Here is a 19,590-nt window from a genome sequence, read left to right as displayed (position 1 = left end):
AGTGGTGGCGGACACCAAAACGAAATCCGATAGCAATCTTGGACATAAGGGCCAAGTGGTGGCAGACACCAGAATAAACCGACTAAATAGACGACTCAGTTAATGGGTCGTCTATTTATTTATGGGGGATTAATGGTCAAGTATCCAAAAAGTTATAAAAAGCCAAACAATAATGACATATTAGTTTTGAAACGCCATTTAGGTCTTTTAAATGATGCAGCTAAATTTTTTAAAACATACTTTGTTAATCAAGTAGTAACTTATTGTACTGATGATAAGAAAATTGATGTTTACTTTTCTTATTCCAATTTCATGCACTTGTGTGGGATAGATTATGAAAAAGGAAGCCATAGTTTTTTTAATGATTGTTTTTCCAATCAAGTTGTCCTACATGCTATAAAGATTAAAAAGGATGGGACAACGCTACAAAAGTTACAAGCACTAACTTCCATTAGAGACTTAATAGGTAAACACGTGAGATTGGTAACTAGAGGAACATATCTCTACCTTTCGTTTGATTATGCTCTTAGAACGAATAAACAACTTCTAGCATTGACATTATTAGATGATCGCCACAAAATAGTTCCTCAATCTTTGCTTAACTTAAAACGTCAAAAATCCTTTCCAAAGGGAGATATTGTTAGATCTATTTATGCTAAAGACTTATTAACTCATAAGAAAACGATACATGTTAAAATGTAACATACAAGCCATAGAATAAATGAATTAATGGTTTGATTCAAGGTCAGTTTACAAATGGTGAACTATCTGGTGTTAAATTAAGCACCTTAGATGTAGTGACTAGCAGTCTTGGTATAGAAGATGGTAACTTAAAAGCCAATCTCTCACTAAGTTTATTTGGGAATACGGTAGAGGTTAATGCGGGTATTGGAAAAGATGGACTAGATATCTCAGCTGGAGCCGATAATGGTAAAAATGGTTATGATGTTGGTCTTAATCTTAATGCAGATTTTGAGCATGGTCTTTTGGGTGCCTATACTAATAGTAGAACTATTATCACAGATCCAAATGGTGTAATAACGACTAACACAACTGAGTCTGGGTTTAGGGTATTGAATGATAAAATAATAGCTGTAGGACTTTTGGCTGGTTCTGTGTTTGTTCTTTTTGCAAGTATTGGGACAGGTGCTGTACCAGCTAGCATAACCGCATCAGCTGCATTAGCAATTATTTTGGGCACTGAAGATGAATAGAAGGAGTTTAAATGTTTAAACAACGCATTTTAAAAATGTCAAGTAAGGAATTTGAAAAACTAAGCAAATTTGTACACGTTTATGCAATTTATATTAATCTATTGATAATTTTGAGAACAATTATATTCCAACAAACTATTTATTATCATATTTTTCTTTTGTTAGGTGTTATTTATTTAATCTTAGCATTTGACATAATCCAGTCTGTTAAAAAAGCCTTGAGATACATTTTACATGGAGAAAAAGATTAAAAAAAATATCGTGTCTTTCTTGAAGCGAAACAAAGTTCTTTAAAAAACTGGAAAATCCATAAAGTTTTACGAGCACAATCTTATTTAAACTTCGCTATTTTAACTTTTTATGAAGGAAATTTCAGGGAGTCTATTACTTTTTTGGATAAAATAACCATTGATACTTTTCCCAGATTGTCTAGGAAAGCAATGGCTATTGAAAAATCATTCCTCTTGGCTTTTAACCATTTATTGTTAGGAGAGTCTGCACAGTTTGAAATTTATTACCAAAACTTATTGAACATAGAAGGCAATAAAAAAATAACAGTATTAAAAAATCGCTATTTAACATTTCTAGAAACATTTAGAGACTTATTGTTGTTAGAAAAAGAGAATCATTTTTTCGATGATAGGCCAGAAGAAGGAAATCTTTCTGATTATTTTAAGCTCTATTGTAGTGGTTTAAATGCCAAGCTTATGGAGGATAGCGAGAGTGCCAAAAAATATTTTGGCGAACTTGCCAAAGGAAGTTCTGACTTTTATTTTGTGAGAGAAGCTAAACGCCAATTAGCTGAACTGACTGTCTTACAATGATTTTAACAGTAAAAATGAATAATGGCCTCATTTGAGGGTGTTTTTCTGTTATAATGGTCTGTAAGAGTTGAAAAACCAATTATCTAGAAAGAGACAATAATGAATAATCCCAATTTGATAGCAGAACGTATAGAGGAACGCTATCTTAAGTTAGATAAAGAGACACGAAGAAAAATTGATGATTTTTATGATAATAAATCAAGTAAGCATCAACTTCAAGTCATTGAGAAATCAAAGATTTCTCCTCAAACTGGAGATGTCTTTCTCTTCTCTCCTCGAAAAGGCCTGTATTTTTACGGTAAAGTACTCCTAGCTAATATTCATCGAGTTGATTTTGATCCTTTTGCGGAAGGCAGTCATCTTGTTGTTTTATTTAAAAATAGAGTAACCGACTTGACCATGAGCAATTATCAACCAGATTATGATAATTTACTTATTACCCCATCTATTGTGCCAGTAGATTATTGGAAACGGGGTTACTTTTACACGCTTACCAACATTCCTCTCACCGAAGAAGAAAAAGAATTAGACATAGGTTTTTATAAACTTTATTTTCGAGGAAACTATTTTTGTAAAGTCACTGGAGAGAAGATGGAAAGAGAGCCTAAAATACTAGGAATGAATGGTACTATGACCTTAACAGGAATTGCCTCAGAGGTGGAACGAGAGTTAATTATTGATCCTACTTTAGTGGAGGGTTATCCTCTAAGTGATGATGAGTTAGAGCCAAGTACTGATGATAACTTTCTAATCCATGATACTGATGAAAGTTTTGTGTCTCTTGACGTTTCTGATCCAACTGTTTGGGCAATTGCAACAGAAGTAGATGATGCTTATGATGTCTATCTTAATGGTTATGGTTGGGAAGTCTTTTTGAGCCATTACTGGCAAGAACAAGCACCAGAACTATTAGACGGCTTAGAGATGGACCCAGAAGCTTCAAGTATTGTCTTTAGCTATTCACAAGCGAATGAAACACTATTAAAATCCTTATATGAAAACTTGAAACAGCTTATAGAAAACCCTCATCTTATCTCTGAGTACATTAAAAACAATCATGACAAGATAGATTGGGACTAGGATTTTATAATAAATTGATATTAAAAACCAAGATGAATTAATCCAGTCTTGGTTTTTAATTTTAATAATAAAAATACCCAATTGGAATTGAAAGATACTAGTTGTTTCTTAACCGGTAAATATTTTCTAAGCCAATTCATCTTGCCATCTTACTCAAGATAAAGTAGAATGGTAGTAATTGACGTAAAGGAGAAAAAGATGTCACTACCAAATTGTCCCAAATGCCAGTCAGAATATGTCTATGAAGATGGTGTCTTGCTGGTTTGTCCAGAGTGTGCTTATGAATGGTCTTTAGAAGATGAGGCTGTTGAAGAAGGTTTAGTCGTCTTAGACAGTAATGGCAACCGTTTAGCAGATGGCGATACCATCACTGTTATCAAAGATTTAAAAGTTAAAGGTGCTCCAAAAGATATCAAACAAGGTACACGTGTTAAAAATATCCGTCTTGTTGAGGGAGACCACAATATTGACTGTAAAATTGATGGCTTTGGTGCCATGAAATTGAAATCAGAATTCGTTAAAAAAATATGATCTCATAAAAGAAAAACGGCTCTTAACAGAGCTCGTTTTTTTTTGTGATTTGATGAAAAATCAATTGCCATTCTTCATGACGACGCCAAAGGCTAGTATGTGAACTGTTTTCAAGTTGATAAGTGACCAATTTGATTTTCGGGTTAACACTGATCAGTTGAAATGCTTTAAAATTGTTGGGAAAATGTTCGTCTGTTGCTTGTAAATCAGCAAGAGACAAGTATTGTCCGTTCGTTGCAATCATGTAAAAGTCATCGGCTAATAACTTTTCATAATCAGGTATTTTTGATAAAAATAATTTTTCATTTTTATAGAGTGTCTTGTAGAGAAGTTCATTGTCCCTGTCTTCTTGGATTTTTGCTGGCTCCACATGAATATCAATATCGTAAATGCCAAATTTTTGCTTCAGTAAGGCTTCAACTTGTTCTGTAATGGCATGACTTTCAAAAACAGACAAGTCAGGATGCATTTCTAAAACCAAGTCAAGGTATACATTACTCCCATAAGTTCTTCCCCTTTGGGATTTAACGGATAAAATTTTAGGAATCTTTAAAATAGCCACTTTATATTCGGCAAGGCGCTTATCATCAAAGCCATCAGAAAGACTGAAGGCACTTGATTTAAAAATCTCAAAAGCTGTTTTGATGATAAAAAGACTAATAATAATCGCTACGATTTTATCAACAACCGGGTACTGCATACGGCTAGCAACAATAGCGACAGTTGTTCCAAGTGAAGTGGCGATATCGGTTAAATTATCTTTAGCAGCAGCGACAAGAGCTCCAGATTTGAGCTTTTTAGCCAGTTTTTGATTGTAACGATAGACACCGTAAATACAAAGAGCAGAAAATAGTCCAACCAAAGCACCTAAAGGATCAATAGGTGTGTGTGTGTTAGCAATCATCTCCTCAATGGTCTGAACGAGAACTTGAAGACCAACAATAAACATGATAAATGACGTTAACAAGCTAGCCAAATCTTCAATCTTCCAATGGCCAAACTTGTGATCGCTGTCAGCAGGCTTTCGTGCCATTTTTAAACCAATTAGTAAAGTAGCATTACCAATGATATCAGAAATATTATTGAAACCATCGGCAATCAAAGAAGAAGAATGGATGAGAAAACCGATTAACAATTTGGCCGAGGATAATAAGAGATAAACAATGATACTAAGAATAGGGCCTTTTTGTGCTTGCTTCAAATTTTCTGAAGGGTTGTTCATTGTTGTCTCCTTTCTCTATTAATCACATTATTATATCATGTTTAAGGCAAATAAAAAACTCATTTATCAACTAACAGTTGCCTTTGCGATGAGTGGGTGTCATGTTTTAAAACAAAATAAGCTAATCAAGATTCTCTTTTTTTGTGAATGAAAAAATGGTATAATTTTTAAATAGACTTGTAAGGGAGAAACCATGAATTCACTATTAAAAGGTATGAACGAAAAGCAAAGCGAGGCTGTTCAAACAACCCAAGGACCATTACTCATTATGGCAGGTGCAGGGTCTGGAAAAACACGTGTATTGACCCATCGTATTGCTTATCTGATTGATGAAAAAGGTGTCAATCCTTGGAATATTTTAGCCATCACTTTCACCAATAAAGCAGCAAGAGAAATGAAAGAAAGAGCTATGGCGCTAAACCCTGCCACACAAGATTCTTTAATTGCTACTTTTCATAGTATGTGCGTTCGCATTCTTAGAAGAGAAGCTGAATTTATTGGTTATAATCGTCAATTTACAATCATTGATCCTGGTGAGCAAAGAACACTCATGAAACGGGTGATGAAAGAGCTCAACATTGATCCAAAACAGTGGAATGAGCGTAGTATTTTAGGAACCATCTCTAATGCTAAAAATGATTTGATTGATGCTAAGACCTATGAAAAAACAGCAAGTGATGTTTATCAGCGGATTGTTGCAAAATGCTACACCCTTTATCAATCAGAATTAAAACAAAGTCAAGTCATGGATTTTGATGATCTTATCATGTTAACACTTCGCCTATTTGACGAAAATCCTCAAATCCTTTCATACTATCAACAACGTTATCAATACATTCATGTGGACGAATACCAAGACACAAACCATGCCCAATATCAGTTGGTGAAATTATTAGCCAGCCGGTTTAAAAATATTTGCGTGGTTGGCGATGCTGACCAATCGATTTATGGCTGGCGTGGGGCTGATATGCAAAATATTCTTGATTTTGAAAAAGATTACCCAGATGCCAAGGTTGTTTTGTTGGAAGAAAACTACCGTTCAACAAAGAAAATACTTCAAGCAGCCAATAAGGTCATTGAAAATAATAAAAATCGACGTCCAAAACGCTTATGGACACAAAATAATGATGGGGAAGCTATTGTGTATTATCGTGCGAGTGATGAGCATGATGAGTCTATTTTCGTTGTCAGTGAAATAGCTAAATTAATCAAGGAAACCAAAAGAAGTTATCAAGATTTTGCAGTGCTTTATCGCACAAATGCCCAGTCAAGAACGATTGAAGAAGCCCTTTTGAAGGCCAATATGCCATATACCATGGTTGGTGGGACAAAGTTCTACTCTCGTAAAGAAATTCGTGATATTATTGCATTTTTAAATGTGATAGCAAATCCAAGTGACAATATCAGTTTTGAACGGATTATCAATGAACCCAAAAGAGGAGTGGGACCGGGTACTATTGATAAATTGCGTCAATATGCCTCATCCATTAATACTTCTCTTCTAGAAGCTGCTAATCAAATCGTTTTATCTCAGATAAAAGGCAAAGCATCTCAAGCTATTTATGACTTGTCGAACAAGCTTCTACGGCTAAGAAATCAACTAGATGACTATCCTATTACTGATCTAACCAAAAAAGTGTTAGAAGTTACGAATTACTTAAGAGCGCTTCAAATTCAAAACACACTTGAAAGTCAAGCTAGAATTGAAAACATCGAAGAATTTCTATCAGTGACTAAACATTTTGATGACTTGGTTAATCAGTCACAAAAAGAGTCAGGACTTGAACGCTTAACACGCTTTCTCAATGATTTAGCTCTAATTAGTGATACGGATGATGGCCCAACAGAAAATGCTCAAATAACATTAATGACACTTCATGCGGCTAAAGGATTAGAGTTTCCGATTGTGTTTCTTGTTGGTTTAGAGGAAAATGTATTTCCTTTGTCAAGAGCACAAGAAAACCAAGAAGAATTAGAAGAAGAACGACGCTTGGCATACGTTGGAATCACTCGTGCTGAAGAAGTCCTTTATCTGACCAATGCTAATTCACGTATGCTTTATGGAAAAACCAGTTATAATTTTCCAAGCCGCTTTATCAAAGAAATTGATGATGATTTACTGGATTATCAAGGATTTGCTAGACCTGCCAATACTTCAACGGCTCCTGTCCCATTCTCCTCAAATAAAGCCTTGCCTAACTCTCGCAAAGCAAGTCCATTTAAAAATGAAAGGTCATCAATCAGACCTTTAGGACAAGCTAAGGCATCAGTAAGTCAAAATGTCACTAACTGGGAAATTGGCGATGTTGCCCTTCATAAAAAATGGGGTGAAGGAATTGTTTTAGAAATTTCAGGCAGTCAAGACTCACCAGAACTTAAGATTAAATTCCCTGAGATTGGTCTGAAAAAAGTATTGGCTAATATTGCACCCATTACAAAAAAATAAGGACTGTCAAAACAAAAAGAGTGGTTATCACTCTTTTTGTACTACTCAATTAAAGAAAGAAATGGAGTTTCCATGCCTATCTTACAACGGACGATTAAGCTGGTTTTAGCAACTAGTATCGGAATTTTTTTAGCAAGTCTTTGGGGACTTTCTAATCCCACTTCAGCTGGCATTATCGCTATCCTTAGCATTCTAGATACGAGACGGTCGTCTTTTAAAATTGCGAAACAACGACTACTGTCAACACTTTTGGCCCTCTTAATCGGAGCAATAGTATTCTTTTTGCTTGATTTTTCCATAATCAGCTTAGGCGTCTATTTGTTAATTTACGTGCCTTTAGCATATACTTTTAAGCTTGAAAGTGGGATCGCACCAAGTACAGTTTTGGTAACGCATCTTTTGATAGCTGAAAAAATAACCTTGTCCCTCTTATTAAATGAATTTTCGCTTTTTCTAATTGGTGCAGGTGTTGCTCTCATTTTTAATCTATACATGCCCTCAAGACAAAAACAAATTAATGACTATCACATCAAGGTAGAAGACTTATTAAAAAAGATTTTCTTGAAATTTGATTCTTTCTTAAAAACTGGTGATGGTCGAAATGATGCTGAACTTATTAACCAATTAGACAGTCTCTTAAAAGAAGCCTTAGCAGTTGTTTATCTTGATAGGAGAAATCAGTTATTCAATCAAACTAACTATCAAGTTCACTATTTTGAAATGCGAAAAGCCCAGTTGAAAATTTTAAGAGAGATGGCTAAACGCATCAATCATTTTCAATATAAAAGTGCTGAAAGCTATCTATTATCACAATTATTTGTTGAGGTTTCGGCCCAACTCAGTGAAAAAAATTCTGCCAAAGGACTTTTAAGTGATATTGAGGCTTTCTTAGAGTCCTTTAGAAAACGAGACCTTCCTAAAACACGGTATGAGTTTGAGACAAGGGCGATATTGTTTCAACTGTTATACGATGTTGAGCGGATTATCCAGCTAAAAGTCGATTTTTACCACGATTATCACACGGATTAGTCTTGAAATTCCTTAGTCAGTCACCAAAATATAAATTAGAAAACAATGAGGTTAGGTTAGTTATGAATACAATAAAATGCCCACATTGTGGCACCACATTTACTGTCAATGAAACAGAATACAGTGAACTTTTATCTCAAGTTCGTGGGGCAGAGTTTGAAAAAGAAATCCAAGAACGGTTGACAAAAGAAGTTGCTTTGTTAGAAGAAAAGGCTAAAAACCAATTGCAAACCTCCTTGAGTGAAAAAGAGCAAGCGATTATCGCCTTAGAAAACCAACTTAAAACACAAGAAGAGGCAAAAAAACTAGAAATCGACGGATTACTTGCTAAAAAAGAGCAAGAGATTATCACAGTTAAAAATCAACTCAATCAAGTGACACTTGAAAAGGATTATGAATTAAAAGACAAGCTCTCTCAGATTGAAAAGGAAAGAGATGAGGCAAAGAATGCTCTTGTGCTACAAGAACAAAAGCAAGAACTGGCCTTAAAGAATATTCAAATTGATTACGCTGCTCAACTAAAAGCAGCCAATGAACAAGTTGAATTTTATAAAAATTTTAAAGCACAGCAATCAACCAAAGCCATTGGTGAGAGTTTAGAAGTTTATGCAGAAACAGAATTTAACAAGGTGAGAAACCTTGCCTTTCCTAATGCTTATTTTGAAAAAGATAACCAAGTGTCTCAAAGAGGTTCAAAGGGTGATTTTATCTACCGCGAGACAGACGATAATGGAGTTGAAATCCTCTCTATCATGTTTGAGATGAAAAATGAATCTGATGAAACGAAGACCAAACACAAAAACGAAGATTTCTTTAAGGAATTAGACAAGGATAGAAAGGAAAAAAACTGTGAGTATGCTGTCTTAGTCTCCATGCTTGAAGCTGATAACGATTACTATAATACAGGAATTGTAGATGTCAGCCATAAGTATGAGAAAATGTATGTTGTCAGGCCCCAATTTTTCATTCAATTGATTGGTATTTTGCGTAACGCATCAATGAATTCGCTAAAATTCAAACAAGAACTGGCTATGGTCAAAGAACAAAATATTGACATCACGCATTTTGAAGAGGATTTGGAAGTCTTTAAAAAGGCTTTTGCTAAAAATTATCAGTCGGCAAGTACTAACTTTAAAAAAGCCATTGATGAAATTGATAAGGCCATTAAACGGATGGAAGCCATTAAGGCAGCCCTAACCACTAGTGAAAATCAATTAAGACTGGCAAACAATAAACTAGATGACGTGTCAGTCAAAAAATTGACTAAAAAAAATCCAACCATGAGAGAAAAGTTTGACAATCTTAAACACTAATCAAAAAAATAATCGGCGCTAAGGAATGGGTGTGCTATAATAGGACTATGATTTCAGGAATAATAAATTTAAAAAAAGCAGCAGGCATGACTTCTCATGATGCGGTTTTTAAACTAAGAAAAATTTTAAATGAAAAAAAGATAGGGCATGGTGGAACGCTTGACCCTGATGTTACAGGAGTTCTTCCCATAGCGGTTGGAAAAGCAACTCGCGTTATTGAATTTATGACAGATGCGGGTAAAGTTTATGAAGGCGAAGTGACACTAGGTTTTTCCACCACTACAGAAGATAGTAGTGGTGAAGTGGTTGATAGATCGCCCATTCTTGCGCAAGACTTAACAGAAGAAATGGTTGATTCAGCCATGACAAGTTTTATCGGTGAAATTGAACAGATACCACCCATGTATTCTGCTGTTAAAGTTAATGGTAAAAAATTATATGAGTATGCCAGAAATGGTGAAGCAGTTGATCGTCCAAGAAGACAAGTGTCTATTTTTGAATTTGTACGAACCAGTCCTCTCACTTTTCAAGAAGAAACCTGTTCTTTTTCATTCAGAGTCAAATGTAGTAAAGGCACCTACGTTAGAACACTTGCAGTTGATTTAGGCAAACAACTTGGGTATGCTAGCCACATGTCCCTTCTCACGCGAACTAATGCTGCTGGTTTAGACTTGTCTGATAGCTTAACACTTGATGAGATTGCAGAAAAAATTGAAAAAGAAGATTACTCTTTTCTTTTGCCGATGGCTTATGGTGTTTCTGATTTACCAAGGATTGAATTGACTGATAAGATGGTAAAAGAGATTAGTCACGGTCGTTTTATACAACTAGATGCTCAAATGACACAAACTATTGTTGCTGGTTTTTATCAGAGTACACTTGTTACTGTTCTGGAAAAACGTGGTGAACTTTATAAACCAAGAAAGGTCCTTATCTAAATTATTTTTCCTTGATTATAGAAAAGTATGATAAAATAACAATATGAAAATTTTCGAAATAACAGATTTTAATGATATTCATCAAACAGAAGAGACAGTTTTAGTGCTAGGATATTTTGACGCTCTCCATAAGGGGCATCAAAAACTATTTGAAACTGCCAAGAAATATGCTGAAAAAAAACAAAGTAAAGTGGCATTAATCACTTTTAAGGAATCCCCTAAAGTTGTTTTTGCCCCCTATGATGAAATACTTTTAAAACATGTCCATTACCCAGAAAAACGCTATGCAAAGATGGCTGAATTTGGTGTTGATTACCTTTATTTAATGGATTTTACTAGTCGCTTTGCTAAAACTAGTGCACTTGATTTTATTAAAACCTACATTGATAAGTTAAGAGCAAACACGGTTGTTGTTGGCTTTGACTATCGTTTTGGTAGTGATTTACAAGAAGCATCTTATCTACAAAGGCATTTTCCTGGTCAAGTTGTCATTGTTGAGCCGGTTTCAATTGATGGTGTTAAAATTAGTTCTAGTTGGATTAAAGAATTAATAGCAACAGGTAATGTTCTTAAGGCTAATCAGTTGCTTGGTTTTTCGTTATCTACCAGAGGGATAGTTTCTCATGGTGAAGCCAGGGGAAGAACCATCGGTTATCCAACAGCCAATCTTGCAATGATTGATAGAACATTTGTTCCGACAGATGGCGTTTATGTCACAGATGTTATTGTTCGCGGTAAAAAATATCGTTCAATGACAAGTGTTGGTAAAAATGTCACATTCGATGGTCAGTCCTCAACAGTCGAAATTCATATCTTTGACTTTAAAGATGAGATATATGGTGAACCAATTGAACTTATTTGGCTTGAAAAAATACGTGAAATGATACGTTTTTCAGGGATTGATGCATTGGTTGAGCAATTACAAGTAGATGAACAGATAGCAAGAAATTGGTAAGTATTACGCCAATAGTAACGCTTATTAAAATTATTGATAATTTTAATAATATTCTTGAAAAACATAGCAAAAGTAGTTTATTTTTGTTATAATGAAGTAAATAAGTGTAAAGAGGTTAGTAATATGATTACCTTATTTTTATCTCCAAGTTGTACAAGTTGCCGTAAAGCAAGAGCTTGGTTAAAAAAACATGAAGTTGAATTTAAAGAGCATAACATAATAACAAGTCCTTTGAACCATGATGAATTGATGAGTATCTTGTCATTTACTGAAAATGGTACAGATGATATTATTTCAACGCGCTCAAAAGTCTTTCAGAAACTAGATATAGACGTTGATGATCTCTCTATTTCAGAATTAATTATGTTAATTGGAGAAAACCCTAGTTTATTGAGAAGACCAATCATTTTAAATGATAAAATGATGCAAATTGGATACAATGAAGATGAGATTAGAGCTTTTCTTTCTCGTAATTATCGTAAACAAGAGTTAAGAGATGCCACTATCAGAGCAGAAATCGAGGGAACAGATGGGAACTAATTATTCTTATCCGATTGACTTGTCTTGGAGTACTGAAGAAACAATATCAGTGCTCCATTTTTTAAATCAGGTTGAAAAAGCTTATGAGTCAAAAGTTGATGTGATCAGTTTATTAAGTGCATATGATAATTTTAAAAAAGTGGTTTCTAGTAAGAGTCAGGAAAAACAAATTGATAGAGCCTTTGAAAAACTAAGTGGTTATTCTATCTATCGAGTAATGACACTTGCTAGAGAAAAAAAGAAAGGCGTGATTTCTTTTGAAAAGAAAATTTGAATTTGCCAAGGGGTTAATTAGGGAAGCTGGAGCGTTTATTATAAATAAAATGATGGACAAAATGCAAATCCAGATGAAAGAACGTTTTGATGACCTTGTCACTAACATCGATAAAGAAGTGCAAGACCTAATCATTTCTCGAATTAAAGACTTATACCCAAAAGATAATATTCTAGCTGAAGAAAATAATGTTCGTCACGAATGGAATAAAGGAAATGTCTGGGTGATTGATCCAATTGATGGTACCGTCAATTTTATCGCCCAAAAATCAGATTTTGTTGTCATGGTAGCTTATTTTGAAGAGGGTGTTGGTCGCTTTGGTTTAATCTATGATGTGATGAACGATGTTTTATATAGTGGTGGAGGAGACTTTTTAGTCTATCGTAATCAAGAAAAACTCTCTCCTTATAAGAAGAAAGAGCTTCATCAAATGTTAGTCATTAGTAATGCTAAGATGTTTGCTGAAAATGATCACGGGATTGCTGACTTGGTGTCTCACAGTTTGGGATGCAGAAACTATGGCAGTGCAGGGTTTAGTATGGGGCGTGTTTTAAATGGACAAGCATGGGCTTATTTCTCTTATGTCTATCCTTGGGATTATGCGGCAGCAAGTATTATGGGAGAGACGTTAGGCTATCAATTGTTAACCTTATCTGGTGAGAAACCTGATTTTAAAACACGTCAAAAAATAATGTTTTTCCCAACAATTGATGAAGAAGTCATTCACCAATTTATCCAAGAAAATAAAAAATAAAAATGGTCTTCAGCTTCTACCAGTTGACCAAAATAGATCAAAGAAAGGGTTGCGTTTTGTAAGGTATGAAGCGTAACCCTTTTAGTTTCGTTTTTTACTAGGTGCGTTAGTCACTAAACTATAGTATAATAGTATTATGAATTTACCTAAAGATTTTGTTGAAAAATACAATAACCTATTAAAAACCGATGGAGCAGATTTTATTGCTAGCTTTGAAAAGCCTGCTATTTCAGGATTTCGAGTGAATCCTCTAAAAAAACAGTTACCAACTTTTCCTGATCCTATTCCTCAGACGCCTTGGGGTTACTATGGCAAAATATCAGGTCATTCCATTGCTCATGTTTCTGGTGTTGTTTATTCACAAGAGCCAGCTGCTCAGATGGTGGGACAAATTGCTGCACCCAAAAAAGGGGAACGTGTTTTAGACTTGGCTGCTGCTCCTGGTGGCAAAAGTACACATTTGTTATCCTATCTTCAACATACTGGGATACTTGTCAGTAATGAGATTTCTACCAAGAGAAGTAAAGTATTGGTTGAAAACATTGAACGTTTTGGTGGTAGAAATGTCGTAGTGACCAATGAAAGTTTAAATCGTCTTGCTGCTGTTTTTAAAGATTATTTTGATCTTATTGTTCTTGATGCCCCATGTTCAGGTGAGGGCATGTTTCGAAAAAATCCCGAAGCCATCAAGTATTGGGATACCGAGTATCCACAGGAGTGTAGTCTGCTACAAAAAGAAATTTTACGTGAATCGATTAAGATGTTAGCACCCGGTGGAAGACTAGTCTACTCTACCTGTACTTGGGCACCAGAAGAAAATGAAGAAGTTGTCTCATGGTTATTAGAGGCGTATGATTTCTTAGAATTAGAACCTGTTGACAAAATAAATGGTATGAAAGAAGGGATTAATCTTCCTCAAACGGCAAGAATGTACCCACACCTGTTTAAAGGTGAAGGTCAATTTGTTGCTAAATTAATCGATAAGCGAAAAACTAAAAGAGTATTCCCTAAATCTGGTCGCTCTAATCTTACTAAACAGCAACTAGAGCTTTGGGTTGAGTTTCAAAAAACTCATTTGAGAATTCAGCTTGAGGGAGTGTTACAATCTTTTGGACAAGAGTTATACCTTTTGCCCAATGATTTACCAGATTTATCAAAACTAAAAATAGCTAGAAATGGTTTACACCTTGGCACGTTTAAAAAGAATCGGTTTGAACCAAGCTTTGCTCTTGGAGTTGCACTGACTAGTGATGAAACAATTTCTTCAATTGCTATTAATGAAGATGATTTTAAACAATACCTTTCAGGGAATATTATCACTCTAGAAAAAGAATATCCTAAAGGGTGGTACCAATTACTTGTTGCAGGTAATGGTCTAGGCTTTGTTAAAATTGTTGGAAAAACGATCAAAAACTTTTACCCAAAAGGATTGCGCACACCATAATTTAGTCAAGCCAATGGATCATTAAGAAGACATGATTAAGGTGTCTTATATCTTAAGAAGTCTTCAATTGTTTTAATAATCAGAAAGAAAAGGTTAATATGAACAAAATACCAAATTTATTACGAGTTACTTTATTAATCCTAGGAATCTTTGTTCTTACATCGTGTTCGAGTTGGATTGATAAAGGAGAATCAACCACAGCAGTCGGTTCAACAGCACTTCAGCCGCTTGTAGAAACAGCTGCAGATGAATTTTCAAAAGAAAATATAGGGAAATTTATCAATGTTCAAGGCGGAGGTTCAGGAACTGGCTTATCACAAGTACAGTCTGGTGCAGTTGATATTGGAAATAGCGATTTATTTGCAGAAGAAAAACAAGGTGTTGATGCTTCTATTTTAGTTGATCATCAAGTCGCAGTAGTTGGGGTTACGCCGGTAGTCAATACCGATGTAATGGTCGACGATTTATCTATCGATCAGCTTAGAAAAATTTTTTCAGGTGAAATTACAAACTGGAAAGAGGTCGGCGGCAACGACTTAGAGATTGTCTTGATTAATCGTGCTTCTGGCTCTGGGACAAGAACATCTTTTGATAATATAATCATGAAGGGAACACCTTCTAAAAAATCTCAGGAACAAGATTCTAACGGAACTGTTAGAAGTATTGTCTCTCAGACACCAGGTGCTATTTCTTATCTTTCATTTTCTTATGTTAATGATACAGTAAAAGCACTTAGTTTAGACGGTTATGAACCGACAGAAGAAAATGTTCATGTGAATAACTGGCCTATCTGGTCTTATGAACATATGTATACTAAGGGTGAGCCAACGGGTCTCACCAAAGAGTTTTTAGACTACATGCTCAGTGATACCGTTCAAGAAGGTATCGTTAAAGAAATCGGCTACATTTCTATCAATGATATGAAGGTAATTAAAAAAGCCGACGGTACAGTTATGGAGAAAACAAATGAATGATATTTCAAAGCGTCTGTTATCCAAATCAAAGAATTCTCGGTTAGAAATATTCGGAAAAACAATTACCTTTCTTTGTCTATTTTTAATTGTTGTAGTGGTTGCTTTGATTTTACTATTTGTTGCTCAAAAAGGACTATCAACTTTTTTCATTGATAAAGTGAATATTTTTGATTTCTTATTTGGAACAGAATGGAGCCCTTCTTTAAAAGATGAAAATGGTAACCGTCTGTTAGGGGCACTGCCAATGATTCTTGGCTCTTTTGTAGTAACCATTTTATCTGCTATTCTTGCAACACCGTTTGCCATTGGTGTTGCCCTATTCATGACAGAAGTGTCTCCTAAAAGAGGTGCTAAAATCATGCAGCCAGCCATCGAATTACTGGTTGGAATCCCTTCAGTTGTTTATGGTTTCATTGGTTTAACTGTTATTGTTCCTATTGTACGTTTCTTTTTTGGCGGCTCAGGATTTGGTATTTTATCCGGTGTCTTTGTTTTGTTTGTTATGATTCTACCAACCGTAACGTCAATGACAGTTGATACCTTAAAGTCGCTTCCAAGGCATTACAAAGAAGCTAGTTTGGCTTTGGGTGCAACGCGCTGGCAAACCATAAGAAGAGTGCTTTTAAAAGCAGCAACACCTGGAATTCTAACGGCAATTGTCTTTGGAATGGCAAGAGCCTTTGGTGAAGCTTTAGCCATTCAGATGGTTGTTGGTAATGCGGCTGTTATGCCTAATAGTTTGACAACACCAGCAAGTACTCTAACGTCAATTTTGACAATGGGGATTGGAAATACTGTCACGGGGACTGTTCAAAACAATGCTCTTTGGAGTCTTGCCATGATTCTACTTTTAATGAGTCTTGTCTTTAATTTACTGATAAAACTTATTACACGTCCGAGAGGAAAGAAAAATTATGCGCGCTAAAAAAATTGATCGTTTGGCAACCCTTGTTTTATATGCCTTATCAGGGATTGTCCTATTAATCTTGATTGGCTTAATAGGCTATATTTTGGTTCAAGGCCTTCCTCACGTAAGTTGGCAATTTCTAACTGGTCAGTCCAGTTCTTATAAAGAAGGTGGGGGAATAGGTGTTCAACTCTACAATAGTGTTGTGCTTTTGTTGATTACCCTTCTTATTTCGTTTCCCATCTCATTAGGAGCGGGAATTTATCTTTCGGAGTATGCCAAACCAAATCAGTTAACGGTTATTATTAGAAACACGATTGAAATTCTTAGTTCACTTCCTTCTGTGGTTGTAGGTCTCTTTGGTTTTTTAATTTTTGTTGTTCAATTTGGTTATGGATTTTCCATTATTTCTGGTGCCATGGCTTTAACAATTTTTAACCTACCAATGATGACTAGAAATGTTGAAGAAAGTTTGAAATCTGTCCACCACACTCAACGTGAGGCTGGCCTTGCACTTGGACTTTCTCGTTGGGAAACGATTATTCATGTTGTTGTTCCTGAAGCCTTACCTGGAATTATTACGGGGATTGTTTTAGCTAGTGGAAGAATTTTTGGTGAAGCGGCTGCGCTTATTTATACTGCTGGTCAATCAGCACCTGCTCTTGATTGGTCAAACTGGAACCCTTTAAGCGTATCAAGCCCAATATCAATTTTTAGACAGGCAGAAACCTTGTCTGTTCACATTTGGAAAGTCAATAGCGAAGGTACTTTACCCGATGCACTTGAAGTATCAGCCGGTAGTGCAGCTGTTTTAGTGGTATTTATTCTTATCTTTAATTTATCAGCACGCTATATCGGTCGTAAAATACACCAAAAAATCACATCAAAATAAGGAGAGAGCTAGTGGAATATAATTGGAATGAAAAACACATTGTTTCTTTTGATAAAGATGAAATCTCTCTTGAAACAAAGGACCTTCGTGTTTTTTATGGGAAAAAAGAAGCCATTAAGGGAATTGATATGCAGTTTAAAAAGAATAAAATAACCGCTTTAATTGGCCCGTCTGGCTCTGGTAAATCAACTTACTTAAGAAGTTTGAATCGAATGAATGACACCATTGCTTCAGCAAAAGTAACTGGAGAAATCTGGTATGAGGGGATTGATGTCAATCGCCCTGAAATTAATGTCTATGAAATGAGAAAAGAAATTGGCATGGTTTTTCAAAGGCCCAATCCTTTTGCCAAATCAATTTATCGCAACATTACTTTTGCGCTTGAAAGAAATGGTCTTAAAGATAAAAAAGTTCTTGATGAAATCGTTGAAACGTCACTAAAACAAGCAGCTCTTTGGGATCAAGTGAAAGATGATCTTCACAAATCAGCGCTTTCTCTTTCTGGTGGTCAAAAACAACGTTTATGTATTGCAAGGGCAATTGCTGTTAAACCAAATATTCTATTAATGGATGAACCTGCAAGTGCACTAGATCCCATATCAACCGTTCAAGTTGAAGAGACAATGATGGCCTTAAAAGAGCATTATACTATTATAATCGTAACACATAATATGCAACAAGCAGCAAGAGCGAGTGATTACACCGCATTCTTTTATGATGGTGATTTAATTGAATATGACAAGACAAAAACCATTTTTCAAAATGCTACTCTACCATCAACTTCAGATTATATTTCTGGACGTTTTGGTTAAAAGAGAAGGGAGAAAAAATGGCAAAAGAAATATTACATGTGAGTGATTTATCACTTTATTATGGCAAAAAAAAGTCTCTTAATAATGTCACAATGGATTTATACGCCAATGAGATTACGGCATTTATTGGTCCATCGGGTTCTGGAAAATCGACTTTATTAAGATGTTTTAATCGAATGAATGATTTAATTCCTGATGTGACCATTACTGGATCGATCATGTATAATGGACACAATATTTATAGTCCTAGAATGGATACTGTAGATCTTCGCAAAAATATTGGTATGGTCTTTCAGCAACCCAATCCTTTCCCAATGTCTATTTATGAAAATGTTATTTATGGTTTAAGATTGAATGGGATTAAAGATAAACAGTTACTTGATGAGGTAGTTGAAACCTCTCTTAAAGAAGCTTCTATCTGGGATGAGGTGAAAGATCGTCTAAATGATTCTGCCTTATCTCTATCAGGTGGACAACAACAAAGGGTTTGTATTGCTAGGGTCTTAGCAACCAATCCTAATGTTATTTTGTTGGATGAGCCAACTAGTGCCCTTGATCCTATTTCTTCAAGAAAAGTGGAAGAAACCTTATATGAATTGAAAAAAGAGTACACTTTGATTGTGGTGACCCACAGCATGCAACAAGCAAGTAGAATGTCTGATAGAACGGCTTTCTTTTTGGATGGCACCCTTATTGAATATGATAAAACTAAGAAAATCTTTTTGGATCCTGCTAAAAAAGAAACAGAAGACTATATTACCGGTAAGTTTGGATAGGAGAAACTATGTTTAGAACACAATTTGAAGAAGAATTAGAAAAATTACATAACCAGTTTTACGCTATGGGTACTGAAGTCCTATCTCAAATTGGTAAGACTGTCCGTGCTTTTGTTAGTCATGATACTGAGCTTGCTCAAGAAACAATTGATGAGGATAAAGTGGTTAATGATTATGAAATTAAACTTGAAAAGAAATCACTTGAAATTATTGCTCTGCAACAACCTGTCTCTCAAGATTTAAGAATGGTTATTACTGTCCTAAAAGCCAGTAGTGATGTGGAAAGAATGGGGGATCATGCGGTTTCGATGGCAAGAGCAACTATTAGGACTAATGGCCAACAAAGACTAGATAATGTTGAAAATGAGATTAATGAGCTTGGTCGTCAAGTTAAAGTGATGGTTGAAGCTGCTCTTAATGCCTATATTAAAAGAGATGAAAAAAGAGCCAAAGAAGTTGCGAGAATGGATGACCAAATAGATGAAGACACAAAGAAAATTCGCAAATTAACTTTGGAAGAAATACGGAATCATCCTGATGCCCTTTTGTCAGGAAAAGAATATTTTCAAGTCTTGGTCGACCTTGAAAGAATTGCTGATTATGCCACAAATCTTTGTGAGTGGGTTGTTTATTTAAAAACGGGCAAAATTATAGAATTATGATAT

The 19,590-nt window shown here is 35.2% G+C and carries 20 protein-coding genes and 2 pseudogenes; 21 read left to right on the top strand and 1 reads right to left on the bottom strand.

What is annotated here, in order from left to right:
• Positions 1–132: 132 nt before the first annotated feature.
• The 5 genes from JHK62_RS02775 to JHK62_RS02755 all read left to right on the top strand — a co-directional run bounded on the left by JHK62_RS02775 (position 133) and on the right by JHK62_RS02755 (position 3,649).
• A complete protein-coding gene (locus JHK62_RS02775) occupies positions 133–702 on the top strand; it encodes a PBECR4 domain-containing protein (RefSeq protein ID WP_199575246.1) in 570 nt (189 codons plus the stop codon).
• A 32-nt stretch (positions 703–734) separates the two neighbouring features.
• A complete protein-coding gene (locus JHK62_RS02770) occupies positions 735–1,214 on the top strand; it encodes a hypothetical protein (protein WP_199575150.1) in 480 nt (159 codons plus the stop codon).
• Between the two features lie 440 nt (positions 1,215–1,654).
• A complete protein-coding gene (locus tag JHK62_RS02765) occupies positions 1,655–2,038 on the top strand; it encodes a hypothetical protein (protein ID WP_199575149.1) in 384 nt (127 codons plus the stop codon).
• Positions 2,039–2,137: 99 nt separating this feature from the next.
• Positions 2,138–3,118, top strand: coding sequence for an Imm51 family immunity protein (locus tag JHK62_RS02760; protein ID WP_199575148.1), 981 nt, complete (start codon positions 2,138–2,140; stop codon positions 3,116–3,118).
• 198 nt (positions 3,119–3,316) lie between these two features.
• Entirely contained in the window at positions 3,317–3,649 is a 333-nt protein-coding gene (locus tag JHK62_RS02755) for a zinc ribbon domain-containing protein YjdM (RefSeq protein WP_199575147.1), read from the top strand.
• Positions 3,650–3,671: 22 nt separating this feature from the next.
• Here JHK62_RS02755 and JHK62_RS02750 read toward each other — a convergent pair whose 3' ends face one another.
• On the bottom strand, positions 3,672–4,871 hold the full coding sequence (locus tag JHK62_RS02750) for a cation diffusion facilitator family transporter (RefSeq protein WP_199575146.1): 1,200 nt from the start codon (positions 4,869–4,871) through the stop codon (positions 3,672–3,674).
• A 193-nt stretch (positions 4,872–5,064) separates the two neighbouring features.
• Between JHK62_RS02750 and pcrA the strand changes: the two genes are divergently transcribed.
• The 16 genes and pseudogenes from pcrA to phoU all read left to right on the top strand — a co-directional run bounded on the left by pcrA (position 5,065) and on the right by phoU (position 19,587).
• On the top strand, positions 5,065–7,317 hold the full coding sequence (gene pcrA / locus JHK62_RS02745) for a DNA helicase PcrA (RefSeq protein WP_199575145.1): 2,253 nt from the start codon (positions 5,065–5,067) through the stop codon (positions 7,315–7,317).
• A gap of 72 nt (positions 7,318–7,389) precedes the next feature.
• Entirely contained in the window at positions 7,390–8,346 is a 957-nt protein-coding gene (locus JHK62_RS02740; RefSeq protein WP_199575144.1) for an aromatic acid exporter family protein, read from the top strand.
• Between the two features lie 62 nt (positions 8,347–8,408).
• A pseudogene (locus tag JHK62_RS07975) lies at positions 8,409–8,586 on the top strand (DUF2130 domain-containing protein); the annotation flags it as partial.
• Positions 8,587–8,759: 173 nt separating this feature from the next.
• A pseudogene (locus tag JHK62_RS02735) lies at positions 8,760–9,659 on the top strand (DUF2130 domain-containing protein); the annotation flags it as partial.
• A gap of 47 nt (positions 9,660–9,706) precedes the next feature.
• Entirely contained in the window at positions 9,707–10,597 is an 891-nt protein-coding gene (truB, locus tag JHK62_RS02730) for a tRNA pseudouridine(55) synthase TruB (RefSeq protein WP_199575142.1), read from the top strand.
• A gap of 43 nt (positions 10,598–10,640) precedes the next feature.
• Positions 10,641–11,552 carry a bifunctional riboflavin kinase/FAD synthetase gene (locus tag JHK62_RS02725; RefSeq protein WP_199575141.1) on the top strand — a complete coding sequence of 304 codons (912 nt, stop codon included), beginning with the start codon at positions 10,641–10,643 and terminating at the stop codon, positions 11,550–11,552.
• A gap of 123 nt (positions 11,553–11,675) precedes the next feature.
• Positions 11,676–12,092: a Spx/MgsR family RNA polymerase-binding regulatory protein gene (locus tag JHK62_RS02720; RefSeq protein ID WP_199575140.1), complete on the top strand. Its 417-nt coding sequence runs from the start codon at positions 11,676–11,678 to the stop codon at positions 12,090–12,092.
• The gene (locus JHK62_RS02715; protein WP_199575139.1) at positions 12,082–12,366 is read left to right on the top strand and encodes a UPF0223 family protein; all 285 of its coding nucleotides are present in this window, start codon (positions 12,082–12,084) and stop codon (positions 12,364–12,366) included. The genes JHK62_RS02720 and JHK62_RS02715 overlap by 11 nt, the downstream gene beginning before the upstream one ends.
• Positions 12,350–13,120: an inositol monophosphatase family protein gene (locus tag JHK62_RS02710; protein WP_199575138.1), complete on the top strand. Its 771-nt coding sequence runs from the start codon at positions 12,350–12,352 to the stop codon at positions 13,118–13,120. The genes JHK62_RS02715 and JHK62_RS02710 overlap by 17 nt, the downstream gene beginning before the upstream one ends.
• 136 nt (positions 13,121–13,256) lie before the next feature.
• A complete protein-coding gene (locus JHK62_RS02705) occupies positions 13,257–14,564 on the top strand; it encodes an RsmF rRNA methyltransferase first C-terminal domain-containing protein (protein ID WP_199575137.1) in 1,308 nt (435 codons plus the stop codon).
• A gap of 98 nt (positions 14,565–14,662) precedes the next feature.
• Positions 14,663–15,538, top strand: coding sequence for a phosphate ABC transporter substrate-binding protein PstS family protein (locus tag JHK62_RS02700; protein WP_199575136.1), 876 nt, complete (start codon positions 14,663–14,665; stop codon positions 15,536–15,538).
• Entirely contained in the window at positions 15,531–16,463 is a 933-nt protein-coding gene (gene pstC, locus JHK62_RS02695) for a phosphate ABC transporter permease subunit PstC (RefSeq protein WP_199575135.1), read from the top strand. Before JHK62_RS02700 ends, pstC begins: the two co-directional genes overlap by 8 nt.
• Positions 16,453–17,337 (top strand): phosphate ABC transporter permease PstA, encoded by an 885-nt coding sequence (gene pstA, locus JHK62_RS02690; RefSeq protein ID WP_199575134.1) that lies wholly within the window; start codon positions 16,453–16,455, stop codon positions 17,335–17,337. The genes pstC and pstA overlap by 11 nt, the downstream gene beginning before the upstream one ends.
• Positions 17,334–18,149: a phosphate ABC transporter ATP-binding protein PstB gene (pstB, locus tag JHK62_RS02685; RefSeq protein WP_199575245.1), complete on the top strand. Its 816-nt coding sequence runs from the start codon at positions 17,334–17,336 to the stop codon at positions 18,147–18,149. Before pstA ends, pstB (JHK62_RS02685) begins: the two co-directional genes overlap by 4 nt.
• 17 nt (positions 18,150–18,166) lie before the next feature.
• Positions 18,167–18,925, top strand: a complete 759-nt coding sequence (gene pstB / locus JHK62_RS02680) for a phosphate ABC transporter ATP-binding protein PstB (RefSeq protein WP_199575133.1) — start codon at positions 18,167–18,169, stop codon at positions 18,923–18,925.
• Between the two features lie 8 nt (positions 18,926–18,933).
• On the top strand, positions 18,934–19,587 hold the full coding sequence (phoU, locus tag JHK62_RS02675) for a phosphate signaling complex protein PhoU (protein ID WP_199575132.1): 654 nt from the start codon (positions 18,934–18,936) through the stop codon (positions 19,585–19,587).
• Positions 19,588–19,590: the final 3 nt, after the last annotated feature.

Source organism: Streptococcus pacificus (assembly GCF_016481305.1).
Classification (GTDB): Bacteria; Bacillota; Bacilli; order Lactobacillales; family Streptococcaceae; genus Streptococcus; species Streptococcus pacificus.
Note: the sequence above shows the minus strand (reverse complement) of the source record. Positions and strands in the feature narration are given on the sequence as shown.